Origin of the sequence: Streptomyces sp. NPDC006235 (assembly GCF_040613735.1) — a bacterium.
Classification (GTDB): Bacteria; Actinomycetota; Actinomycetes; order Streptomycetales; family Streptomycetaceae; genus Streptomyces.
The window spans coordinates 91258-114257 of sequence record NZ_JBEXSR010000017.1; the positions used below are offsets into that span (position 1 = coordinate 91258).

Annotated in this window: 22 protein-coding genes; 14 read left to right on the forward strand and 8 right to left on the reverse strand. The window is 73.2% G+C overall.

Features of this window, described 5'->3' with window-relative positions; genetic code table 11:
* Nucleotides 1-6: 6 nt before the first annotated feature.
* Together ABZ192_RS21250 and ABZ192_RS21255 are read right to left on the reverse strand one after the other, a co-directional pair.
* Nucleotides 7-192, reverse strand: a complete 186-nt coding sequence (locus tag ABZ192_RS21250) for a hypothetical protein (protein ID WP_356925993.1) — start codon at nt 190-192, stop codon at nt 7-9.
* A gap of 216 nt (nt 193-408) precedes the next feature.
* Entirely contained in the window at nt 409-3420 is a 3012-nt protein-coding gene (locus ABZ192_RS21255; RefSeq protein ID WP_356925994.1) for a BTAD domain-containing putative transcriptional regulator, read from the reverse strand.
* Nucleotides 3421-3747: 327 nt separating this feature from the next.
* On the opposite strand from ABZ192_RS21255, the gene ABZ192_RS21260 reads away from it, so the two are divergent.
* Nucleotides 3748-4674, forward strand: a complete 927-nt coding sequence (locus ABZ192_RS21260) for an SMP-30/gluconolactonase/LRE family protein (RefSeq protein WP_356925995.1) — start codon at nt 3748-3750, stop codon at nt 4672-4674.
* Here ABZ192_RS21260 and ABZ192_RS21265 read toward each other — a convergent pair.
* Nucleotides 4637-6274, reverse strand: a complete 1638-nt coding sequence (locus ABZ192_RS21265) for a FadD3 family acyl-CoA ligase (RefSeq protein ID WP_356925996.1) — start codon at nt 6272-6274, stop codon at nt 4637-4639. The two genes, ABZ192_RS21260 and ABZ192_RS21265, sit on opposite strands and share 38 nt — an antisense overlap.
* Before the next feature lie 113 nt (nt 6275-6387).
* Here ABZ192_RS21265 and ABZ192_RS21270 point away from each other — a divergent pair, with 113 nt between their 5' ends.
* The 4 genes from ABZ192_RS21270 (at nt 6388) to ABZ192_RS21285 (ending at nt 9773) form a co-directional block, all read left to right on the forward strand.
* Nucleotides 6388-7548: a lipid-transfer protein gene (locus ABZ192_RS21270; protein WP_356925997.1), complete on the forward strand. Its 1161-nt coding sequence runs from the start codon at nt 6388-6390 to the stop codon at nt 7546-7548.
* Nucleotide 7549: 1 nt separating this feature from the next.
* A complete protein-coding gene (locus tag ABZ192_RS21275) occupies nt 7550-7963 on the forward strand; it encodes an OB-fold domain-containing protein (RefSeq protein ID WP_356925998.1) in 414 nt (137 codons plus the stop codon).
* Entirely contained in the window at nt 7960-8733 is a 774-nt protein-coding gene (locus ABZ192_RS21280) for an enoyl-CoA hydratase/isomerase family protein (protein WP_356925999.1), read from the forward strand. The genes ABZ192_RS21275 and ABZ192_RS21280 overlap by 4 nt, the downstream gene beginning before the upstream one ends.
* 86 nt (nt 8734-8819) lie before the next feature.
* Nucleotides 8820-9773: an alpha/beta hydrolase gene (locus tag ABZ192_RS21285; protein ID WP_356926051.1), complete on the forward strand. Its 954-nt coding sequence runs from the start codon at nt 8820-8822 to the stop codon at nt 9771-9773.
* Between the two features lie 19 nt (nt 9774-9792).
* Here ABZ192_RS21285 and ABZ192_RS21290 read toward each other — a convergent pair whose 3' ends face one another.
* On the reverse strand, nt 9793-12177 hold the full coding sequence (locus tag ABZ192_RS21290) for a serine/threonine-protein kinase (RefSeq protein WP_356926000.1): 2385 nt from the start codon (nt 12175-12177) through the stop codon (nt 9793-9795).
* Between the two features lie 202 nt (nt 12178-12379).
* Nucleotides 12380-13102, reverse strand: coding sequence for a VOC family protein (locus tag ABZ192_RS21295; protein WP_356926001.1), 723 nt, complete (start codon nt 13100-13102; stop codon nt 12380-12382).
* Nucleotides 13103-13236: 134 nt separating this feature from the next.
* Between ABZ192_RS21295 and ABZ192_RS21300 the strand changes: the two genes are divergently transcribed.
* Nucleotides 13237-13872, forward strand: a complete 636-nt coding sequence (locus tag ABZ192_RS21300; protein ID WP_356926052.1) for a TetR family transcriptional regulator — start codon at nt 13237-13239, stop codon at nt 13870-13872.
* Nucleotides 13873-13965: 93 nt separating this feature from the next.
* Here the strand turns inward: ABZ192_RS21300 and ABZ192_RS21305 are convergent, their stop codons facing one another.
* Nucleotides 13966-14436, reverse strand: coding sequence for a nitroreductase family deazaflavin-dependent oxidoreductase (locus ABZ192_RS21305; protein ID WP_356926002.1), 471 nt, complete (start codon nt 14434-14436; stop codon nt 13966-13968).
* Nucleotides 14433-15614, reverse strand: a complete 1182-nt coding sequence (locus tag ABZ192_RS21310) for an acyl-CoA dehydrogenase family protein (RefSeq protein WP_356926003.1) — start codon at nt 15612-15614, stop codon at nt 14433-14435. Before ABZ192_RS21310 ends, ABZ192_RS21305 begins: the two co-directional genes overlap by 4 nt.
* Nucleotides 15615-15723: 109 nt before the next feature.
* Here ABZ192_RS21310 and ABZ192_RS21315 point away from each other — a divergent pair, with 109 nt between their 5' ends.
* Both ABZ192_RS21315 and ABZ192_RS21320 read left to right on the forward strand, forming a co-directional pair.
* Complete coding sequence (locus tag ABZ192_RS21315) at nt 15724-16905, forward strand: acetyl-CoA acetyltransferase (RefSeq protein WP_356926004.1); 1182 nt, start codon at nt 15724-15726, stop codon at nt 16903-16905.
* Between the two features lie 92 nt (nt 16906-16997).
* Nucleotides 16998-17990, forward strand: a complete 993-nt coding sequence (locus ABZ192_RS21320; RefSeq protein ID WP_356926005.1) for a hypothetical protein — start codon at nt 16998-17000, stop codon at nt 17988-17990.
* Here the strand turns inward: ABZ192_RS21320 and ABZ192_RS21325 are convergent.
* Nucleotides 17980-18621, reverse strand: coding sequence for an HAD family hydrolase (locus tag ABZ192_RS21325; protein ID WP_356926006.1), 642 nt, complete (start codon nt 18619-18621; stop codon nt 17980-17982). The two genes, ABZ192_RS21320 and ABZ192_RS21325, sit on opposite strands and share 11 nt — an antisense overlap.
* A 142-nt stretch (nt 18622-18763) precedes the next feature.
* On the opposite strand from ABZ192_RS21325, the gene ABZ192_RS21330 reads away from it, so the two are divergent.
* The 6 genes from ABZ192_RS21330 (at nt 18764) to ABZ192_RS21355 (ending at nt 22994) form a co-directional block, all read left to right on the forward strand.
* Nucleotides 18764-19213, forward strand: coding sequence for a DoxX family protein (locus ABZ192_RS21330; RefSeq protein WP_356926007.1), 450 nt, complete (start codon nt 18764-18766; stop codon nt 19211-19213).
* The gene (locus ABZ192_RS21335) at nt 19213-19674 is read left to right on the forward strand and encodes an OB-fold domain-containing protein (protein ID WP_356926008.1); all 462 of its coding nucleotides are present in this window, start codon (nt 19213-19215) and stop codon (nt 19672-19674) included. Before ABZ192_RS21330 ends, ABZ192_RS21335 begins: the two co-directional genes overlap by 1 nt.
* Nucleotides 19675-19705: 31 nt before the next feature.
* Nucleotides 19706-20335, forward strand: coding sequence for a GNAT family protein (locus ABZ192_RS21340; RefSeq protein ID WP_356926009.1), 630 nt, complete (start codon nt 19706-19708; stop codon nt 20333-20335).
* Nucleotides 20336-20375: 40 nt separating this feature from the next.
* Nucleotides 20376-21233, forward strand: a complete 858-nt coding sequence (locus tag ABZ192_RS21345) for a GNAT family N-acetyltransferase (protein WP_356926010.1) — start codon at nt 20376-20378, stop codon at nt 21231-21233.
* A 102-nt stretch (nt 21234-21335) separates the two neighbouring features.
* The gene (locus ABZ192_RS21350) at nt 21336-21983 is read left to right on the forward strand and encodes a HEAT repeat domain-containing protein (RefSeq protein WP_356926011.1); all 648 of its coding nucleotides are present in this window, start codon (nt 21336-21338) and stop codon (nt 21981-21983) included.
* A gap of 6 nt (nt 21984-21989) precedes the next feature.
* The gene (locus ABZ192_RS21355; RefSeq protein WP_356926012.1) at nt 21990-22994 is read left to right on the forward strand and encodes a HEAT repeat domain-containing protein; all 1005 of its coding nucleotides are present in this window, start codon (nt 21990-21992) and stop codon (nt 22992-22994) included.
* Nucleotides 22995-23000 lie beyond the last annotated feature (6 nt).

The following is a 23000-nucleotide window of genomic DNA, read 5'->3' on the forward strand; positions in this document are numbered from 1 at the left end:
GATGGCTTACTTCGTCGGCTTGAACGGCTCCGACGTGGCGTGCAGGTCCTTGGTCTCCAGCGGCTCGTCGGTGGCGTGCAGGTCCTGCTTCTTCACGGCCCCCTCTTCCGTGGCGTGCAGGTCCTCCGTCGAGGCCTCGCCGTCCGTGCCGCCCGTGGCGTGCAGGTCCTGCGGCTTGAGCTCGTCGCCCATATCGTCAACTCCCCTTGGCATGGATCAAGCAGTGAGGTCGGCGGGCCCGCCCGGTCACTCCCCCGAGGGTGGCCGTGCGGGCCCGCCCGGGCCGCTCACCCTGATTCCGTGGTGGCAGGCCCTGCGCAGTGACCCGTCTGCCCCCCGACGCGACGGATCGACTGCCTCAAGCATGGCGGGGAGCGATAAACGAATGATGAACGCGTGCCCCGGGCCTCAGGCCGCCCGCACCGGCGACAGCAGCGCGCGCACCTCGGCGGCCTCGGGCGAGCCCAGCTCCTCGTAGATCGCCGCCGCCTCCTGCCAGCACACCTGGGCCCGGCCGGTCTGCCCTATCCCGCTGAGCGCGCGGCCGAGGACGGTGAGGACGTTGCCCCGCCGCCACTCCCCGCCGATGCCGCGCAGCACGGTCAGTGCCATCTCGGCGTTGGCGGCGGCCTGCGCGGGGCGCCGGGCGGCGAGGTCCACCTCGGCCAGCCGGAACAGGCTCATGCCCTCCCAGAGGCGCTGCCTGCTGTCCCGGAACACCTCCAGCGCCTCCTGGAGCCGGCCGGCCGCGTCGCCCAGCTCACCGCTCTGGGTGAGGGCGAGGCCGAGGGCGTAGCGGGCGTTCGCCCCGCGCATGGAGTTGCCCATGGCGTCGTAGATGTCGATGCCCTCCTGGGCCAGCGCGACCGCGCTCTGGGTCCGCCCGGTCGCGAGGTGGATCCGGGAGAGGTTGCACAGCGCGGCGGCCTCGCCGGGGCGGTCGCCCAGGGCCCGGAAGTGCTCGATGGCCCGGGAGAGGTGTTCCTCGCCGTCCTCGTGCCGGTTCTGGTAGAGCGCGATGATGCCGCGTGCGTTGGTCGCCCAGCAGACGGGAAGCAGGTCACCGGCCTGCTGCGCGAGGACGATGGCCCGTTCCGCCTCCTGGTCCGCCCGCTCGAAGCGGCCGCCGACGTGGTGGACGTTGACGAGCGTCATGAGCGCCCGGGCCTCCGCCCGCGCGAGGCCGAACTGCCGCGCCGCGTCCAGGAGCGCCTCGGCCGTCGCCTCGTACTCCCGGGAGTTGGCGCCCGACTCGGACAGGTCGTGCGCGGCCCACAACAGGTCGATCGCCCGGGGGAGGGTGTCCGGCAGCCCCGCGGACTGCCGTACGCACGCGAGGAGGCAGATGGCCTCCGCGTACAGCCAGTCCTGCGCCGCGTGCCGGCTGTCGAACCGCAGCCCCGGATACGAGGCCGGCTCGAGACGGTCCACCAGCCCGTCGCCCGGCCGCTCGATCGCGTACACCCCGGCCGCGGACGCCAGATAGAAATCCAGCAGCCGCGACAGCGCCGCCCCCCGCTCGCTCGGCGGCTGCTCGTCCCTTTCCGCACAGGCACGCGCGTAGAGCCGCACCAGATCGTGGAAGCGGTAGCGGCCGGGAGCGGCCGACTCCAGCAGTGAGGTGTCCACCAGGGACTCCAGAAGGTCCTCCGTGTCCTCGAACGGAAGGTCGAGGACCGCCGCTGCCGCCGGGAGGGAGATGTCGGGGCCGTCGGCCAGGCCCAGCAGGCGGAAGGCGCGGGCCTGGGCGGGCTCCAGCTGGCCGTAGCCCAGCTCGAAGGTGGCCTTCACCGCCAGGTCGCCGGCCTGGAGTTCATCCAGGCGGCGGCGTTCGTCGGCGAGCTTCGCCGCGAGGACCGACACGGTCCAGGTCCGGCGGGCCGCCAGGCGGGAGGCCGCGATACGGATCGCCAGCGGCAGGAAGCCGCACGCCGCCACCACGTCCAGGGCGGCCTCCCGCTCGGACGCCACCCGCTCCTCGCCCACGATCTTCGTGAACAGGGCCAGGGCCTCGTCCGGCGACATCACGTCCAGGTCGATGAGGTGAGCGCCCGCCAGGTCCACCATCCGCACCCGGGAGGTGACCAGCGCGGCGCAGCCGTCCGTGCCGGGCAGCAGCGGTCGTACCTGGGCGGCGTCGCGGGCGTTGTCCAGCAGGACCAGGACGCGGCGGCCGGCCAGCACCGAGCGGTACAGCGCCGCCCGCTCCTCCAGGGAGTCGGGGATCGCCGTGTCGGCCGTGCCGAGGGCGCGCAGGAAGGAGCCCAGGACCGTCTCCGGATCCGCCGCCCGGGCGCCCGCGCCCTGGAGGTCGACGTACAACTGCCCGTCCGGGAACGCCCCGCGCGCCTGGTGGGCCACGTGCACGGCGAGGGTCGTCTTGCCCACGCCGCCGATGCCGGCCAGGGCCGAGACCGCCATGACCCGGTTCTCGGCCGAGGCCAGGATGTCGCCGAGCTCGCGCACGAAACCGGAGCGGCCGGTGAAGTCCGGCACCGTCGCGGGCAGCTGCGCCGGACGGACCGGGACGGCGGCCGGCTCGGGGGCCGGGGAGGAGGGCTCCGCGAGACCCGGGTCCGCCTGGAGGATCCGCTGTTGCAGTTCGCTCAGGCCGGGGCGCGGGTCCACGCCCAGTTCGTCGGCGAGCAGGCGGCGGGTGTCGGCGTACACCGCGAGGGCCTCGGCCTGGCGGCCGCTGCGGTACAGCGCCAGCATCAGCAGCTCGCGGAGCCGTTCGCGCAGCGGGTGGGCCGCGGTGAGGGCGGTGAGCTCCGAGACGGCCTCCGCGTGGCAGCCCTGCTCCAGGTCCATGTCCAGCCGGGACTCGACGAGCTGGAGCCGCCACTCCTCCAGGCGGACGCGCTGCGCCTGCGCGTAGGGGCCCGGTACTCCGGCCAGGGTCTCCCCGTCCCACAGGGCGAGCGCCTGCCGCAGCACCTCGCGGGCATGGCAGAGGTCGCCGGCCGACCGGGCCTTCTCCGCCTCGGTCGCCAGGTCCTGGGCGACGGTCAGGTCCAGGGCGCCGTCGCCGAGGTCCCGTACCGCGTACCCGCCGGATTCGCTGACCAGGACGTCGGGGTCCAGCACCTTGCGCAGCCGGGAGGCGTACGTGCGCAGCGCCGCCAGGGCCTGCGAGGGCGGTTCCTCGCCCCACAGGGCGTCGATCAGCTCGGCGGCCGTGGCCGTACGGCCCTCGCGCAGCAGCAGGGCGGCGAGCAGGGCGCGCTGCTGGGGGGAACCGGTGGCGAGCGGCTCGTCGCCCCGCCAGGCGCGCACCGGTCCGAGCACGCCGAAGCGCAGCGCCGCCCACCCCGTCGATCCCCCCGACTCCACCGACTCCGGCGACTTCGGCGGCTTTGCCGAGGAGTCGGAACGCCGCTGCTCCGGTACGCGCGGTACACCGTCCGGTACACCGTCCATGCAGTCCCCCTAGACATCCTGAGCAACCACGCCAGTTTGCCTTGTGCACGGCGGATACGTCAGCCGTGGGAGACACCGATCACAGGGCGACGCACGGGAGTCCACAAGGTCCGCACACTCTCTCCGCTTCCAGGGGACTTCACTCCGCACCGGCACCCGGAGGGGGTTGGAGCGATTGGGTCACAGGGCAGGTGGGTTTCCCAGGTGACGGGGGCCGCAAGGCGCCCATACGCTCCAGTTTCCCGTGTTGGCGGGGGTGAGTGGGGGTGGGGGGCGGCATAGTGGTCCGGCAGATCGGGAGTCGGACCGAGGGTGAGGTGGCGGGGTATGCCCGGGGAGCAGCCGCAGACGTACGAGACCCTTGACGAGCGGTTCCGGACCGGTCGTTGTCAGGCCGGGGACTCGCGGCTGGAGACGCTTTTCGAGGGGTGCCGGTGGGCCGAGGGGCCGGTGTACGTGCCGGCCGGGCGGTATCTGCTGTGGAGTGACATCCCGAACGACCGGCTGCTGCGCTGGGACGAGACCACCGGGTCCGTCGGGGTGTTCCGCTCGCCCGCCGGGTACCCCAACGGCAACACCCTGGACGGGCAGGGGCGGCTCATCACCTGCGAGCAGGGCAACCGGCGGGTGACCCGGACCGAGCACGACGGGTCGGTCACGGTGATCGCCGAGCGGTTCCGGGGGAAGCGGCTCAACAGCCCGAACGACGCCGTGGTGCGGTCCGACGGGTCGGTGTGGTTCTCCGACCCGGAGTTCGGGATCGCGACCGACTACGAGGGGCACCGCGGGGAGAGCGAGATCGGGGCCCGGAACGTCTACCGCGTGGACCCGGGCAGCGGCGAGGTGCGCGTGGCCGCCGAGGGCTTCCAGGGCCCGAACGGGCTGGTGTTCTCCCCCGACGAGCGCAAGCTGTACGTGTCGGACAGCCTGGCCAATCACATCCGCGTCTTCGACGTCCGGCCGGACGCCACCCTGACCGGCGGTGACGTCTTCGCCGAGTGCCGCGACGGCAACTTCGACAACATCCGGTTCGACGACGAGGGACGGCTCTGGGCCGCCGCCCTGCACGGCGGTGTGCACTGCTACGACCCCGACGGCACGCTCCTCGGCCGCGTCCTGGTGCCCGGCACGGTGGCCAACATCCGGTTCGGCGGCCCCCGGCGCAACCGGCTGTTCATCGCCGCCGACACCACCCTGTACTCCCTCGTCATGTCCGTCACCGGGACCCCGGCCCTGCCGTCGGCCGGCCGCTGAGCAGGCCGTCCCGCAGCGTGCCCTTCACGACCTTTCCGCTCGCGTTGCGGGGCAGCTCCGCCACGAACTCCACCGTTCTCGGGACCTTGTAGTTGGCCATCCCCCTGCGGGACCAGGCGATCAGGTCGTCGGCGGTCAGCAGTGCGCCCGGCCGCCGTACGACGTACGCCTTGCCGACCTCGCCCAGCCGGGCGTCGGGGACGCCGATCACCGCGACGTCCGCCACGTCCGGGTGGAGGCTCAGGAATTGCTCTATCTCGGCGGGGTAGGCGTTGAAGCCGCCGACGATGAACATGTCCTTGAGGCGGTCGGTGATGCGCAGGTTGCCCGCGGCGTCCAGGACGCCCACGTCCCCGGTGCGCAGCCAGCCGTCCTCCGAGAGCACCTCGGCGGTGGCCGCCGGGTCCTCGTAGTAGCCGGCCATGACGTTGAAGCCCCGGACCAGGACCTCGCCCGGCGCGCCGGGTTCCAGGGGCTCGCCCCGCCCGTCCACGACCCGTACCTCCGTGCCGGGGATCGCGCGGCCCGAGGTCGACGCGATCACCGTCGGGTCGTCGCCGCGCCGGCACATCGTGACGACGCCGCCGGCCTCGGAGAGCCCGTAGGCCGTCAGGACCGTGCCGACGCCGAGTTCCCCGCGCAGCCGCTCGACGAGCCTCAGCGGCACCACCGCCGCTCCCGTCACCACGAGGCGCAGTGCCGACAGGTCGTGCGCGTCCCGCGCCGGATGGTCGAGGAGGGACTGCAGGAGCGTGGGAGGGCCGGGGAGTACGGAGATCCGTTCGGCCGCGATGTTGGCGAGGACCGTGTCCACGTTGAACACCGGCTGGGGGATCATCGTCGCGCCCCGCATCAGACAGGCGATCACCCCGGCCTTGTAACCGAAGGTGTGGAAGAACGGGTTGACGATGAGGTAGCGGTCGCCCCGGGTCAGGCCCGCCAGGTCGCTCCAGATGTCGTACGCCCGCAGCGTCTGGGCGTGGGTGATGACCGCCCCCTTCGGGCGGCCCGTCGTGCCCGAGGTGAAGACGATGTCCGAGGGCCGGGAACCGTCGACCGCGTCCGCCCTCGCCCGCACCTGTGCCGTCCCGACGGCCTCGCCGCTCGCGAGGAAGTCCTTCCAGGTGAGGAAGTCGGCCGGGGCGTCCTCCGAGAGGACCACCACGTGCTGCAGGTCCGGCAGGCCGGGCAGTGGTCCGGTGCCCGGGCCCTGCCCCGCCGCCCGGCGCAGCGACGCCACGTACGAGGTGCCGAGGAACGTGCCCGTCACGAACAGCAGCCGGGCCCCGCTGCGGCGCAGTACGTCCGCCGCCTCCGTGCCCTTGAAGCGGGTGTTCAGCGGCACGAGCACCGCGCCCGCCGAGACCGCGCCCAGGGCGCCGGCGATCCAGTCGAGCGTGTTCGGGGCCCAGATGCCGACCCGGTCGCCCGGCCGGATGCCGTGCGCCAGGCAGGCCGCCGCCGCGCGCTCCACGCGGGCGCCCAGCTCCGCGTAAGTGATGCGGGTGCGGCCCTCGACGACCGCCTCGACGTCCGCGTACCGCTCGGCCGCCGTACGCACCAGGCCCGGGATGCTTCCCCACTCCGTCTCCGCTCGCACCGCAAGCCTCCCCAGCAGTAGCCGGCACAGGAGCTGACTGTCCGTCAGATTAGCTGTAATCTGACGGTCTGTCAGCGAACCGTCGAACCGTTCGGCCCGGAGGTGCGCGCAGCATGGCAGCAGGATCGGGCGGCTTCAAGGACGCCACCGCCATCGTCGGCATAGGCCAGACGCCCTTCGCCAAGCGGCTCCCCGAGGACGAGCGCACCCTCGCCTGCCGTGCCGTCCTGGCCGCCCTCGACGACGCCGGGATCGCGCCCGGCGAGGTCGACGCCCTCGCCTCCTACACCATGGAGGAGACGGACGAGGTGGAGCTGGCGAAGGCCTGCGGCTTCGGCGACCTCACCTTCTTCAGCAAGGTCGGCTTCGGGGGCGGGGGTTCGTGCGCCACCGTCGCCCATCTCGCCGCCGCCGTCGCCACCGGGCAGGCGAGCGTCGGGGTCGCCTGGCGGTCGCGCAAGCGGGGCAGCGGCCCCCGGCCGTGGACCAGCACGGCCGTCCAGCTGCCGACCCCGGCCCAGTGGACCCGCCCGTTCGGGCTGCTCAGGCCGGTCGACGAGATCGCCATGCTGGCCCGTCGCTACATGCACGAGTACGGCGCCACCCGGGACCACCTGTTCAACGTCGCCCTGGCCTGCCGCAACCGCGCCAACCAGAACCCCGCCGCGATCATGTACGACCGGCCCCTGACCCGCGAGATGTACATGACGTCCCGGTGGATCAGCGAGCCGCTCTGCCTCTTCGACAACTGTCTGGAGACGGACGGGGCGCTGGCCTGTGTCGTGGTCTCCGCCGAGCGCGCCCGGGACTGCCGCCGCAAGCCCGTCTACGTCCACTCCGCCGCCCAGTCGCTCCCCGCCCAGCACCACGGCATGGTCAACTACTGGAACGACGACCCCCTCACGGGCCCGGCCTGGGCCGCCGCCCGGCATCTGTGGAAACACTCCGACCTGACACCGCAGGACGTGGACGTCGCCCAGATCTACGACGCCTTCACGCCCCTGGTCCTGCTGTCCCTGGAGGGTTACGGCTTCTGCGGGCGGGGCGAGGGCGGGGCGTTCACCGAGGGCGGGGCGCTGGAGACCGGCGGGCTGCTGCCCGTGAACACCGGCGGGGGCGGGCTCTCCGAGGCCTACGTCCACGGCTTCAACCTGATCAACGAAGGGGTGAAGCAGTTGCGCGGGACCAGTACCGCGCAGGTGCCGGGCGCCTCGGTCTGTCTGGTCACCGCGGGCGAGGGCGTCCCGACCTCCGCCGTGCTGCTGAGGAGTTGACATGCTGCGTCCCGTCACCGACACCGACGGCGCCCCCTTCTGGGAGTACGCCGCCCGGGGCGAGCTGCGGGTCCAGGCCTGCGCCGGCTGCGGTGAGCTCCGCTTCCCGCCCCGGCCCTGCTGCCCGCACTGCCAGTCCTTCCAGACCGAGTGGCGCCGCATGTCCGGCCGGGGCCGCGTCTGGTCGTACGTCGTTCCGCATCCGCCGCTGCTGCCCGGCTACGCCGACCTGGCGCCGTACAACGTGGTCGTCGTCGAACTCGACGAGGCGCCGCGCATCCGGCTCGTCGGCAACCTCGTCGCCGGGCCAGGTGAGCCGATCAACTCCCCAGCCGCGGACCGGCTCCGGATCGGCGCCCGGGTGCGGGCCGTCTTCGACGACGGGCTTCCGCGGTGGGTGCCGGAGCGGTCATGAGCAGTGTGCTGGTGAGTGCCGACGAGGACAGCGGGGTCGCGGTCGTCACCCTGAACCGGCCGGACCGGCTCAACGCCGTCGATCTGGAGATGGCCGCTGATCTCGGGCGGGTCTGGCGGGAGTTGCGGTTCGACGACTCCGTGCGGGCCGTGGTCCTCACGGGGGCCGGTGAGCGGGCCTTCTGTACGGGCATCGACCGGGACGCCGTCGTGCCGCAGCCGAACTCGCCCTACTCCCAGGACGATCCGCTGCTCGGCATCGGGCCGAAGGCGAACGACCTGTGGAAGCCGGTCGTCGCCGCCGTGCGCGGGATGGCCTGCGGGGGCGCCTTCTACCTGCTCGGGGAGGCGGAGTTCCTGGTCGCCGACCCCACCGCCGCGTTCTTCGACCCGCACACCACCTACGGCATGGTCAGCGCCTACGAGTCCGTCCTGATGGCGCAGCGCATGCCGTACGGGGAGGTCGCGCGGATGGCGTTGATGGGGACGGCGGAGCGGATCTCCGCGCGGCGGGCGTACGAGGTCGGACTGGTGTCGGAACTCGTCGCCGAGGGCGAGGCGTTGGAGGCGGCGCGGGCGTGCGCCGCCGTCCTCGCCGGGTATCCGGCCGAGGCCGTGCAGGGGACCGTGCGGGCGCTGTGGGCCGCGAGCGAGGCGGGGCGCTCCCGGGGCGTCGCACAGGCGCCACACCTGATCGCGCTCGGGAACGCGACGGGTGAGGAGCAGGCCCGGCTGTTCGCGGGGCGGCGGCGGGAGCACCGGTTGCGGTAACTGCTCACCGATTGCGCCCAGGACCGGTTGCGCCAGGGAATCGTTTACCCCTACACGCGTATGCTCGACGGGTGGTTGAGCATCGGATGATCGACGTGAACGGCATACGGCTGCACATCGCGGAGCAGGGCGAGGGCCCGCTCGTGGTGCTGCTGCACGGGTTCCCGGAGTCCTGGCACTCCTGGCGGCACCAGTTCGCTCCGCTGGCCGAGGCCGGTTTCCGGGTGGCCGCGCCCGACCAGCGCGGATACGGGCGCAGCGATCACCCCGAGGACGTGGCGGCGTACAGCATCCTGCACCTGGTGGGCGACGTGGTCGGGCTGGTCCACGCGCTGGGCGAGGAGCGGGCGTTCGTCGTCGGGCACGACTGGGGAGCACCGGTGGCCTGGCACACCGCGCTGCTGCGGCCGGACGTGGTGCGCGGGGTGGCGGGGCTGAGCGTGCCGCCGCCGTTCCGTGGCGCACAGCCGCCTCTGAAGACCATGCGGGAGCGGTTCGGCGGGCACTTCTACTGGAACTACTTCGAGCAGCCGGGCGTCGCCGAAGCCGAGTTCGAGGCCGACACCCGCACCGCCCTGCGCAAGCTGCTGTACTCCGCCTCCGGTGACGCGCCCGATGCCGGGCGTCCCGAGCAGGCCCTGGTCGAAGACCTGGACCGCGGCTGGCTCGCGGACGCGCCCGACCCCGAGGTGCTGCCCGGGTGGCTGACCGAGGAGGACCTCGACTCCCTCACCGACAGCTACGCGCGGGGCTTCACCGGCGCCCTCAACTGGTACCGCAACCTGGACCGCAACTGGGAGCTGACCGCCCCCTGGCAGGGAGCGGTCGTGTCCCCGCCCGCGCTGTACGTGTACGGCGACCGGGACCTGGTCCCGGCCTTCCCGGGCACGCCCGAACTGATCGAGAAGCTGCCCGAGTTGATGCCGAACCTGCGCCGGAAGCCGCTCGTGCTGCCGGGCTGCGGCCACTGGACGCAGCAGGAGCGGCCCGCCGAGGTGAACGAGGCGCTGCTGGACTTCCTGACGGAACTGCGGGACTGACGCCCTAGGTGATCAGTCCCTAGCTCGTGCGTGCCGTGCCCGTGCCCTTCTCCGCGTCCAGCGCGTACACGCAGCGGTCCTTGCTGCACGCGTACACCACTCCGTCCCGGACGACCGGGGAGCCGGTGATCTCGCCGCCGGTGGCGAGCTTCCAGCGGAGCCGGCCGTCGTCGGCCTTCAGGGTGTAGAGCAGGTGGTCGGTGGAGCCGAAGTGGATACGGCCCTCGGCCACCGAGGGCGCGCCCACGATGTCGCCGCCCGCCTGGAAGCGCCACTTGGGTGTGCCGGTGACCGCGTCGAGGGTGTAGAGGCCCTTGCCGCTGCCCACGTGGACATGGCCGGCGGCGACCAGGACGGGGTCGACGGACGCCCGGGACTCGGTGGCGATGCGCCAGCGGTCCCGGCCGTCGGTGGCGTCGAGGGCGTAGACCGTGCCGAGGTAGTCGGCGAGGTAGATGCCACCGCCGGTGACGGCCGGGCCGGGGACGAACGTGGGCGGGGAGAGGAAGACGGCCGGGGCCTCGAAGTGCCACTTCACGTGCCCGGCGGCCACGTCGAGGGCGAGGACGCGGGTGCCGGCGCAGACGTAGACGTAGCCGTCGGTCGCCTGGGCGATCCGGACCGGGACGCCGCCGCAGGAGGCCGCGTCGCCGATGGGGTACGACCAGCGCTCGTCGCCGGTGCGGGCGTCCAGGGCACGCAGCCGGGCGTCCTGCCACACGTAGACCGTGCCGTCGTGCAGGGCGGGCCCGGCCTCGGGCGATTCGAAGTCGCTCTGGCAGCCGGTGACCTCCCAGAGCTTCTGCCCGTTCGAGGCCTCCCAGCCCTGGACGCCGCCGCCCCGGGTGCCGGTGACGACCGTGCCGCGTTCGGCCTTGAGCGAGTAGACCCAGGCGTCCGTCTGGAGGCGCCACAGGTCGGCGCCCTCGCGGGCGTCGAGGGCGAACAGCGTTGGCCCGTCGGAGGCGTGGATACGGCCGTCCGCGACCGCCATGGACCAGGCGACGTCCCGGGTCTTGAAGCGGCGGCGGCCGGTGGCCACGTCCAGCGCGTGCACCTCGAAGGAGGTGACGTAGACGAGGTCGCCGTCGACGGAGGGGGTGCCCCAGACGTCGTTCGACATGCGGAAGCGCCAGGGCCGCCAGCCGCTCGCCTGCTCGGGCGGCGCGGCCGGGGCCGGAGGCGCGGCGACGGCGGGGCCCACGGCGGGGTCGGTGCCGTTGACGCCGGGGCGGGGCTTGGACCAGGAGGCGGCGAGGGCGGCCTCGGGCGGGGGCGCCTTGACGGCGGCGGCACGGACGTCGGCGACGCGCGGGCCCGGGCCGATGGGGACCTGGGCGCCGGCCAGCCGGACCGGGCCGGTGTCGGGGCCGCCGACCGGGGCGGGCACGGGCGCGGGCGCCGGGACGACGGGGTCGTGCGAGGGCGGGGGCGGGATGGGGGCGGGCCCCGGGGCGGGGCGTCCGCCGCCGCTGCGTCCGGCGCCGGGCGCGGGCTTGCCGGCCGGGCGGCCGTTGCGGCGGGTCTCGATCAGGCTCACCGCCCGCTCGGGCAGCCACGCGGAGGCCGTGCCGCTGTCGTCGGAGCCGGAGCCGAAGAGGTGGGGGGCGAGCTGGGCCTGGAGGTCGGCCGGGTTGGGGCGGGCCGTCGGGTCCATCTGCATGCAGGACTCGATGAGCGGCCGCAGCTCGTCCGGGAGGCCCTCCAGGTCCGGGCCCTCGCGCAGCAGCATGAAGACGGTCTCGACCGGGTTGGCGCCGTGGAAGGGCGGGTGTCCGGTGGCGGCGAAGACCAGCATGGAGCCGAGGGAGAAGACGTCGCTCGCGCCCGTGACGCTGCGGGAGTCCTTGGCCTGTTCGGGGGACATGTAGGCGGGCGTGCCCACGGCGACGTTCGTCATCGTCAGACGTGTGTTCGAAACGCCCGACGCGATACCGAAGTCGATCACCCGGGGGCCGTCCTCGACGACGAGGACGTTCGACGGCTTGAGGTCCCGGTGCACCAGCCCCGCCCCGTGGATGGACTGGAGCGCCTCGGCCACGCCCGCCGCCAGCCAGCGCACCGCCTGGGCCGGGAGCGGCCCGCAGTCGTTCACTATCTCTTCGAGGGAGGGCGCGGGAACGTACGCGGTGGCCAGCCACGGCACGGCGGCGCGCGGGTCGGCGTCCACCACCGCGGCCGTGTAGAAGCCGGAGACGGCGCGGGCCGCCTCCACCTCACGCGTGAAGCGGACCCGGAACAGCTGGTCCTCGGCGAGCTCCGTGCGGACGGTCTTGATCGCCACGCGCCGGCCGGACGCCGAGCGCGCGAGATAGACCAGCCCCATGCCGCCGGCACCCAGCCGTCCCAGCACCTCGAACGGCCCGATCCGCCGCGGATCGTGCTGCGTCAGCTGATCCACCACTCTGCCTGCCACCTCCCCGTACGAGCCGCGCCAAGCCACATGTTCCACGCGACCCCGTGCAGCGTCTCACCACCGCACCGCCATGGCGGCACGCACCCCGATTCTTCCTGGCCGGAGCCCTGGTTGCGAACCCGGTGACAATTGGGATGTCTCGGTACACAGACGAGCAAACGATGACCAAACACTGCCCGATCCGCCCTGCTCAGCGGTGCAGCAGCGCGAAGGACGCCCCCTGATCGTCCGTGACGACGGCGACCGTGCCGTACGAGGTGTCGAAAGGCGGGGCCTGGATCCGGCCGCCGAGACGGGTGACGTCCTCCAGCGCGGCCGGTACGTCCTCGACGGCGAAGTGGACGAGGAAGTGGGGCGGCATCTCGGCCGGGAACACGTCGGTGACCGGGGCGCGGCCGACATCGGGCTCGGCGTCCGGCCCGAACAGGGCCTCCTGGAAGAGATCGCCGTAGAAGGCGTTGGCCGCCTCGGTGTCCCGGGCGTACAGCTCGGCCCAGGCGAAGGTGCCCGGCTCGTGCCGCCGGCCGAAGCCGGGGTGCCGGTCCGGCTGCCACAGGGCGAAGACGGCGCCCTCCGGGTCGGTGACCAGGGCGGTGACGCCGAGCTCTCCGGCCGGCACCGGCGAGGAGACGACCTGCCCGCCGGCCGCCCGGATACGCCGGGCCAGGGCCGCCGCGTGCGGGGTCGCGAAGTACACCGTCCACACGGTGGGCAGCCGGCCGTCCATCTTGCGGACCAGCGCGGCCACGGGTTCACCGTCCTTCAGCGCCTGCGCGAAGGGGCCGAACCAGTCCTCGAAGGTCCACCCGAAAAGTTCACCGTAGAACCGCTTGCCCGCCTCGACGTCGGGAAGCTGCGCGTCCACCCAGCAGGGAACGCCCTCTGCGTACACCGATGCCCTGTTTTCGGCCATGCCGACAACGTAACCGCGTCGACCGCACCCCGCAGACCAGGCACACCAGCCCCCGCACTCCCTTACACCCCATTTGCAGTCGGCCGAATCGCGCCCCGATCACGCCTCGGTAAGCTGACGGCATGACAGGACAAGTGCGTACCGTCGACGGCCGCGTGGCCGGTAGGCGTGGGCAAGCGACCCGGCAGAAGCTGCTCGACTGCCTCAGCGAGATGCTCAGCTCCTCCCCGTACCGGGACGTCAAAGTCATCGATGTCGCCCGGAAGGCGGGCACTTCGCCCGCGACCTTCTACCAGTACTTCCCGGACGTCGAGGGCGCCGTCCTGGAGATCGCCGAGCAAATGGCGACCGAGGGCGCCGCGTTGACGGAACTCCTCCAGGGGCGTTCCTGGGCCGGCAAGGCCGGCTGGCAGACGGCGCAGGAACTCGTCGACGGGTTCCTGGAGTTCTGGCGCAAGAACGACGCCATCCTCCGGGTCGTCGATCTCGGCGCCGCCGAGGGCGACAAGCGCTTCTACAAACTCCGGATGAAGATCCTCAACTCGGTGAACAACTCCCTCGCGGACTCCGTCGCCGAGCTCCAGGCCAAGGGCCGGGTCGACAAGGACGTGAACCCGGCGGCGATCGCCGGTTCGCTGGTCGCGATGCTCGCGGCCGTCGCCTCCCACCAGAAGGGCTTCTCCTCCTGGGGCGTGAAGCAGGCCGAACTGAAGCCGAACCTCGCCCTGTTGGTCCACCTGGGCGTCACGGGCAGGAAGCCGACGAAGTAACCCGGCCCGGCGCCACCGGCCCCTTTTTCCCGCACCCAAGTCCTGTCTGGCAGGCGGCGGTCCACCCGAGTGGACCGCCGCCTGTCGCGCTTTCTACCGTCGTACGACCCTGAACAGCCGGATCTCCCGCTCCACCCGCGCCTGATACGCCGCGTACGGCGGCCAGAACGCCAGCACGGCCTGCCAGGCCTCCGCCCGCTCCGCCCCCTCCAGCAGCCGGGCCGTGACGGGGATGTCCTGGCCCTTCCAGCTGATGCCGGCGTCGGGATGCGCGAGCAGGTTGTGGCTCCAGGCGGGGTGCCCCGGCCGCCCGAAGTTCGACCCGACCACAAGCCAGCTGCGTCCGCCGTCCTCCGGCACACATGCCAGGGGTGTACGACGGGGCAGGCCGCTCTTCGCGCCGGTCGAGGTCAGCACCACTCCCGGCAGAAGCTGCGCGCTGAGCAGCACCTTTCCGCGGGTGAGCCGGTGCACGGCCCGGTCCAGGGCCGGGACGACGTGCGGTGCCACGCGCGCGAACCCCCGGGTCGAGGACACCTTCTGCACGAACCGCACGCCTCTCATCGGCCGGCCTCCTCGAAGACATGCGCCGCGTCGGCGGCGTGCGCCCGCAGCCGGTGCACCGGCCCGAACAGCAGCTCGTCGCCCGCGGCACGCTTGAAGTACAGGTGAACCTCGTGCTCCCAGGTGAAACCGAGGCCGCCGTGCAGCTGGATCCCCTCGGCGGCGGACGAGCGCAGCGCCTGGAGCGCCTGGGCGAGCGCGAGGCCGCCGACGGTCTCCTGATGGGCGGCGGCCCAGGCCGCGTAGTACGCCGCCGAGCGGGCCGCCTGCACCTGGACGTACACATCGGCCAGCCGGTGCTTGACCGCCTGGAAGGAGCCGACCGGCCGCCCGAACTGCTCGCGCTGCCCGACGTACTCGACGGTCCGCTCCAGCACCCGGTCGGCGGCTCCGACGGCCTCGGCGGCGAGACAGGCGGCCACGGTGTCGCCGAGCCGGGCGAGGGCGGGGAGGGCGTCGGTGTCCGCGCTGCCCAGCAAGTCGGCGGTCACGTCGCGTAGTTGAATACGGCCCTGCGGACGGGTCGCGTCCAGTGCGGTCTGCCGTACGCGGGTGAGACCGGCCGCGTCACCGCGCACGAGGAAGAGCAGGACACGGGAGCGGGCGAAGCCGCCGGTGTGCGCGGCCACCACGAGCAGCCCGGCACTGTGCCCGTCGAGGACCTGGTCGACCTGCCCGTACAGCCGCCAGCCGCCGTCGGCCCCCCGGGCCTGCACACCCCCGGCCCGCCCGCCGCCGGCCCACGCTCCGCGCGGGTCGTGGCCGGTGAGTCCGAGGGCGGTGGCGAGAGCGGGGCCCGGTATCGCGAGGGCCGCGGTGAGGGCCCCGGAGGCGATCCGCGGGAGGAGGGCGGCCCGCTGGGCGTCGGTGCCGAGGGCGAGCAGCAGCGGGGCGGTGAGGACGGCCGTCGCGAGCAGCGGGGAGGGGGGGAGGGCCCGGCCCGTCTCCTCGCAGGCCAGGGCCAGCTCGGTGACCGAGCAGCCGACGCCGCCGTAGGGCTCGGGCAGGGCCAGTCCGGGCAGGCCGAGCTGTTCGGCGAGGGCGGTCCACAGGGCCGGGTCGTGTCCGGCCGGGGTGCCGGTGGCGGCCCGCAGCTCCTCGGGGCCGCACCGCTTGTGGAGCAGTTCGCGCAGGGTGCGGCGGATCTCGTCCTGTTCGGGGGTGAAGCGGGCGTCCATGGGGGTAGCACCTCCGCATCTGACAGTCCGTCATATTAGGGCGCCCGGGCGGGGATGCCCAGAGCCTGGCGGCCTTGCACCGCGGCTTACCTGATGTACCGTCAGATTCATGGTTGCCCGGAGGAAAGTGGCCGTCGTGGGCGTGGCCCTCTCGGACTGCGGCCGCGTGGACGACGCGACCCCGTACGCCCTGCACGCCCAGGCGGCCCGACGCGCCCTGGCCGACGCGGGCCTGGACCGTTCCCTGGTCGACGGCTTCGCCTCGGCGGGCCTGGGCACCCTGGCCCCGGTCGAGGTCGCCGAGTACCTGGGCCTGCGGCCGACCTGGGTCGACTCCACCTCCGTCGGCGGCTCCACCTGGGAGGTCATGGCGGCCCACGCGGCGGACGCGATCGCGGCCGGGCACGCGCGCGTGGTGCTGCTCGCCTACGGCTCGACGGCCCGCGCGGACGTACGGGCGGGCCGCCGCACCGGAACACTGTCCTTCGGCACCCGCGGCCCCCTGCAGTTCGAAGTCCCCTACGGCCACACCCTGATCGCCAAGTACGCCATGGCGGCCCGCCGCCACATGATCGAGTACGGCACGACGATCGAGCAGTTGGCTCAGGTGGCGGTCCAGGCCCGGGCCAACGCGGCCCTGAACCCGGAGGCGATGTTCCGCACTCCCGTCACGGTGGACGAAGTCCTGGCCGGCCCGATGATCGCCGACCCCTTCACCAAGCTGCACTGCTGCGTGCGTTCCGACGGCGGGGCGGCGGTACTGCTGGCGGCGGAGGAGTGCGTACGGGACTGCCGTACGCCGCCGGTGTGGGTGCTGGGCAGCGGGGAGTACGTCTCGCACGCGGCGATGTCCGAGTGGCCGGACTTCACGGTGTCCCCGGCGGCGGTGAGCGGACGGCTGGCCTTCGAGCGGGCGGGCGTACGGCCGGACGAGATGGACTTCGCGGAGATCTACGACGCGTTCACCTACATGACCCTGGTGACGCTGGAGGACCTCGGCTTCTGCGGGAAGGGCGAGGGCGGGGCGTTCGTGGAGAAGGGCCGGCTGCGGGTCGGGGGCGGGGGCCTCCCGGTGAACACCGACGGGGGCGGACTGTCGGCGCAGCATCCGGGGATGCGGGGGTTGTTCCTGCTGGTGGAGGCGGTACGGCAGTTGAGGGGGGAAGCCGGGGCGCGGCAGGTGCGGCAGGTGCGGCGGGGCGCCGACGGGGCGCTGCCGCGGCTGGGGGTGGCGTCGGGGACGGGTGGGTGGTTCTGCTCGTCGGGGACGGTGGTCCTGGGGGCGGGGTGACCGGCCTGTCGGGCCCCCCGGGGAACCCCACGCACCCCACACGGCGTCTTGACCTCCACCGCTTCCGGGCCGCATGGAGGTCACGCCAGGTCATGGCACACCAGGGAAACCAGCCGGTCGGCAGTCTCGGTGGGGCGCTCGACGTCGTCAGGCGCCACCCCCGCGCGCTGTACGGCTTCACCCTCCGCGTATCCGCCCTGACGGCCGTGCTCGGCTGCGCGATCGTGGCCGGCGGGTTCTGGGAGACGTGGGACACCTTCGAGGCCGTCCGGGACTACGCGGACGCCAACATCGCCAACGAGGACTCCTACGTGGCCTACGCCGACGGCGGCATGCCCCCGCTGGTACGGGCAGGTGCCGTGGTGTCGCTGCTGCTGCTCCTCCTGGCCCTCGTCGTCCTCTCCGTCCTGCACAGCGCCTACGCCGTCGGTGACGCGCACGCCAGGCGCGACGGCGGACCGCTGACCGTCCGGGAGTTGTGGCGGCGCACTCGCGGACGCCTCCCCGCGGCCCTGGTGGTCAACGCGCTGACCGCACTGGCGGTGGGCGTCATGGCGCTGGCGTCCCTGATGTGGTGGGACCTCGTCGAGCGCGGCAAGGTGCCCGGTGTCGAGCCCACGCCCCTGCACGGAACCGCGACCCCGCAGTACACGCTGGTGGGCTGGGTGCTGCCGATCGCCGTCGGGTGCCTCGGCCCGCTGCTGTACTTCCGCCTGTCCCTCGCCACGGCCGAGACGGTGCTGGAGGGCCGTTCCCCGTTCGCGGCGTTGTACCGCTCCTGGGTGCTGACCCGCCGCGCACGCCGGCGCGTCCTCGCTCTGGGCACGCTGGTCACCGCCGCCGCGGTGCTCGTCTTCGGGCTGGCCCGGTACGCGGCCGCTCCCCTGGCCCACTTCGCCGGCCTCGGCATGCTGTGGCTCAGCGACGACAACGTGTGGATCACCGGCGTCCTGGTGCTGATCCTGCCCACGGCCGTGGCGCTCCTCCTGCTGCCCCCGCTGGTCATGCCGCTGGTGTGCGCGCCGTTCGCCCGTCTCCACGGGGAGCTGCGTGCGGGTGAGGAGGCGGGGAGGCTCACCGGCTGATGGCGTGGTCGATCGCGGAGGCGACGTCGTCGGCGACATGAGTGGGCCGGTAGGAGTCCTCGGTCCAGACACGTCCGTCCGACACCCACACACTCCGAAGACCGAGCGCGTCGGCGCCCGCGATGTCGGCGTGCGGTGAGTCGCCGATGACCCACGCGCCCGGCAGGGGGAGGCCGACGAGGGCGACTGCCGCCTGGAAGATCTCCGGTGCCGGCTTCTTGTGGCCGACGCCTTCGGAGACGACCCAGCCCTGGACGAGCTGATCGAGTCCGGCGTTCCGGATCTTCATTTCCTGCTGGGCGGTGCGCCCGTTGGTGACGATGACGCAAGTCCAGCCGTCCGCCCGCGCCCTGCCCAGCGCATCGCGCGCGGTCTGCGCCAGGACGACGCGATCGGCGGCGCCGGTGTCGAGCAGAGCACGGACGGCGGCGGTGGGCACCGCGTCGCCGTACCGGTCGGTCAGGGCTGCGGCGACGTCGTGCCGTGCGGTGTAGCCGCTGGCGTCGGTGGCCATCACCCAGGAGAGGTCGGAGGCGGGCAGCCCGTGCTCGGCGAGGAAGTCGGCGACGGCGGCGCGGAAGGCCGCGTCACGGTCGACGAGGGTGTTGTCCAGGTCCAGCAGCAACAACATGGAGGCATCGTCGCATGAGGTGCCCGCACGTACAGGGGCTGATCACCTCCCTACGGGAAGGGTCTCCGGGCCTGTCGCCCACACCGGAACTGACGTACCGTCAGTTACCGGAACCGGGCGGCGGCGACGCGGGAGCATGGGCATGGACACGATCTGGCTCAGCGGAGCGGAATGGCTGGCCGTGCTGCGGATCGGGCTCGGGCTGTGGTGGCTGGAGAGCTGGCGGCACAAGGACCGCAAGGCCTGGCTCGCACGCGGCACCGGCATCACGTGGGCGGCCGGGATAGCGGCCGAGCACCGCTGGGGCACCGTACGGTCGGGCTTCGACAGAGTCGTCGCACCCCACCCGCGCGCGATGGCGTACGTCGTCGTCTACGCGGAACTCGCCCTCGGACTGGGCCTGATCACCGGCCTCCTCACCCCGATCGCCCTGGCCGGCGGGCTCCTCCTCAACGCCCTCTACTTCACCCTCATGATCCACGAAGTGGCCGAGCAGGGGCAGAACTCGATGATGGCGCTGATGTCGGTGGTCGGCCTGTTCGGGATGTCCTGGCAGACCTGGTCGCTCGACAGCGCGCTGGGGCTGTTCTGATGGCCGGGCGGTTCGACCTGCCCGAGCCGGACGCCTTCACCCGGACGTACTGGGACGCGGCCGCCGAGGGCCGGCTGCTGATCCGCCGCTGCCGGGCCTGCGGCCGGGCCCACCACTATCCGCGCGAGTTCTGCCCCCACTGCTGGAGCGAGGACGTCGCCTGGGAGCCCGCGAGCGGCCGCGCCACCCTCTACACCTGGTCCGTCGTCCACCGCAACGACCTGCCGCCCTTCGCGGAACGCACCCCGTACGTCGCCGCCGTGGTCGATCTCGCCGAGGGGCCGCGGATGATGACGGAGGTCGTGGGGGCGGGGGAACCGCTGACGGCAGAACAGCCGACGGCGGAACCACCGACGGGAGAACCGCCGGCCGGAGCGCTGTGCGCCGGGGCGGAACTGGAGGTCGCGTTCCGGGACGGGATCCCCGTGTTCCGGGTCGTGCCGGGCCCGGCCGACGGGTGAACGGCGACGCCTCACGCGCTTGAATGGCCCCATGGCCCCCATACGCGACCGGTCCCTGACCGGCCCCCTCCCGGAAATCCACGGCCGCGGCCTCCATCTCCGCCCCTGGGACCCCACGTCCGGCGCCGACGTCGAGACCTGGCTGCGCGGTATGCGGGACCCGGAGTTCCAGCGCTGGAACACCCCGCTGAGGCTGGTCACGGACCGGACGAGCGCCCGGGAGTCGCTGCTCGCGCGCGCCCAGAGCGCGACCGAGGGCACGTCCCTGTCGTTCCGGATCGCGGACGCCCGCAGCGGCACCGCCCTGGGTCACATCGGCGTCAACGAGATCAAGTACCACCTGAAGGTCGCCCGCGTCGGCTACTGGGTGCTCCCCGAGGCCCGCGGGCAGGGCGTCGCCACCCGGGCCCTGCTGCTCGCCGCCCACTGGGCCCTCACCGAACTCGGCCTGCACCGGCTGGAACTGGACCACGCCGTCGGCCACGACGCCTCCTGCCGGATCGCCGAGCGGTGCGGGTTCGCGTACGAGGGGACCCTGCGCGGGGCGATCTTCGAGGAGGGCCGGCAGGACGCGTTCCGGGACGCCCACCTGCACGCACGGCTGGCGACGGATCCCGAACCGGACGCGGAACCGGGTGCGCGCCGCGGGCCCGGCGAGTAATTCGCGGGCATGAGCCGGGGCGCGGGCGGCACCATGAGACATGCGCACCGACGACTGGCACCTCACCCAGGACCTCGACGCCTTCCTGACCCGGGCCGACGCCTTCCTGCGCTCCCGACCCGGTCTGCACACCCTCCCGTTGACCGTCACGGAGAACCTGCGCACGCGCGGCCCGCACGTCTACGGCGACGGAGTGCCGGAGTTCGGCATGCTGGAACGGGACGGCGCGGTCCGGGCGACGTTCTTCCGCACACCACCGCACCGGCTGAACCTCACCGTCCTGACGGCCGAGGAGGGCGATGCGCTGGCCGCACGGCTGGCCGCCCTCGGGCAACGCCTGCCCGGCGTGCACGCCGACCGCGACACCGCCACCGCCTTCGCCGAGGCCTGGCAGCGGCACACGGGCGCCACGGCCACCCTCCGGGAGCGCAACCGGCTCTACCGGCTCGGCACCCTGACCGTGCCCCGTCCCCTGCCGCCCGGCGGTCCCCGCATCGCCGGTCAGGCGGACCGGGAGCACCTCATCCGCTGGCACGAGGAGTTCGTCGCAGCCGTCGGCTCGGGCGTCTTCCGGGACGCCGGCGAGTGGGCGGACGCCCGCATCAGGGAGGGCGGCATCACGTTCTGGGAGACGCCCGACGGCACCCCGGCCGCCATGGCCGGAAGGACCCCACAGGTCGCCGGCCAGGTCCGCGTCGCCTCGGTCTACACCCCGGCCCACCTGCGCGGCCGCGGCTACGCGGGCGCCGCCACGGCCGAGGTCAGCCGCGCCGCCCTGGCCGCCGGAGCCCAGGAGGTGCTCCTCTTCACGGACCTGTCGAACCCGACCAGCAACGGCCTGTACCAGCGCATCGGGTACCGGCCGGTGGCGGACTTCGCGGTGTACGACTTCACGTAGCCCCCGGCCGGGGGGGGAGCGGATCCCTTGATCCACGAGGTCCGCGCCCGCTTGACCTTGCCACGGTGACAAGGCCTTCACTGTGGCGAGGAGGTGGTCCCGATGAGAGGTCTTCAGGACCTGCAGGACCTGCAGGACAGCAGCGCGTCCGTGCGGCTGCGGGCGGCGCTGGCGATCGGCACGGCCCCCGATCCGCGGTTCGTCGGCAAGCTCGTCGAACGATGCGCGGTCGAGCCGGAGTTCTCCGTCCGCGACATGCTCACCTGGGCCCTCACCCGCCACCCGGCGTCGACGACGGTCCCCGAGCTGCTCGAGGAACTCCGCTCGGAGCGTGCGCAGGCGCGGAGCCAGGCGTTGCACACGCTGTCGAAGATCGGGGACCGGCAGGCGTGGCCGGCGATCACGCGGGCCCTGCTGACCGATGCCGACGACGAGGTGGCGCGGAGTGCCTGGCGAGCAGCGGTCGTTCTCGTGCCCGAGGGGGAAGAGGACGCGCTGGCCGGAGTACTGGTGACCCAGCTGGGGCGCGGCGGGCGTGAGACGCGGTTGAGTCTCAGCCGGGCGCTGGTCGTGCTCGGTGAGAGGACCATGCCGAGCCTGCGCGCGGCGACGGCGGATCCCGACCCCGGCGTGCGTGCCCACGCGCTCGCCACGGAACGGCTGTTGCGCGACCCGGATGCCGGGTTCGAGTTCGCGGTCGAGGAGGCGAAGCGCGTCGTGGCTCTCGGCCCGACCCGCCAGGAGGGATGACAGGCAGTGCTGATCGGTGACGTGGCACGGCGGTCGGGGGTCAGCGCCCGCATGCTCAGGCACTACGAATCGCTCGGCCTGGTGCGGCCCACGGGTCGTACGGACGCCGGCTATCGCGAGTACTCCGGCGAGGACGTCCGGCGGATCTTCCACATCGAGAGCCTGCGGTCGCTCGGGCTGTCGCTGCGGGAAGTCGGGCGCGCGCTCGACGATCCCGGCTTCACGCCCTCGGAACTCGTCGACGACCTCGTCCGCCGGACGCGGGAACGCATCGCGGCCGAGACGGAGCTGCTCACGCGACTGAGCCGGATCGGCGCCGCGGAACCCGCCGCCTGGGAGGACGTCCTCCAGGTCGTCGCGCTTCTGCAGGGGCTGGGGTCGAAGAGCGCCGGGGCGCGCCAACGCGCGGCCCTGTCCTGTGTCGACGATGTTCCGGTGCCGGTCGAAGCACTGGTCGAGGCGGTGCTGAGCGAGACCGACCCGAACGTCGCCGGGGCCCTTCGATGGGCTCTGGCGCGATCGGGCGAGGGCGCACCGGCGCTGCTGGCGGAGGGCCTCGGTTCACCGGCGGCCGAGGTACGCAAACGTGCCGTCCAGTCCCTCGCGGAGATTCCGGACGGTCAGGCGACCGCACTGCTGCGGGACGCCCTCGCCCATCCCGACCTCGTGGTCCGCAGGTACGCGGCGGTGGCGCTCGGGGCACGTGGCGTGGCCGACGCGGTGCCCACGCTCATCGGCATGATCGTCGAGGCGGCGAACGACGTCGACGCGGCCGACGCGCTGAGCGCGCTGGCGAGTCGTCCCGCGTCGGCGGACCGGATCGCCGCCGGGCTCGTCGACTGCCTCGCCGACGGCACCGTCGGATCGTCCGCACGCCGACGGCTGACCCAGGCGCTCGCGGACATCCCGGGGAGCACGGCGTCCCGTGCCCTCGCGGAGCTGTCGCATGACGAAGACCGTGCCGTCGCGCTCACCGCTGCCTACATTCTCGGGATGCGCAACACCCGGTGACCGCCG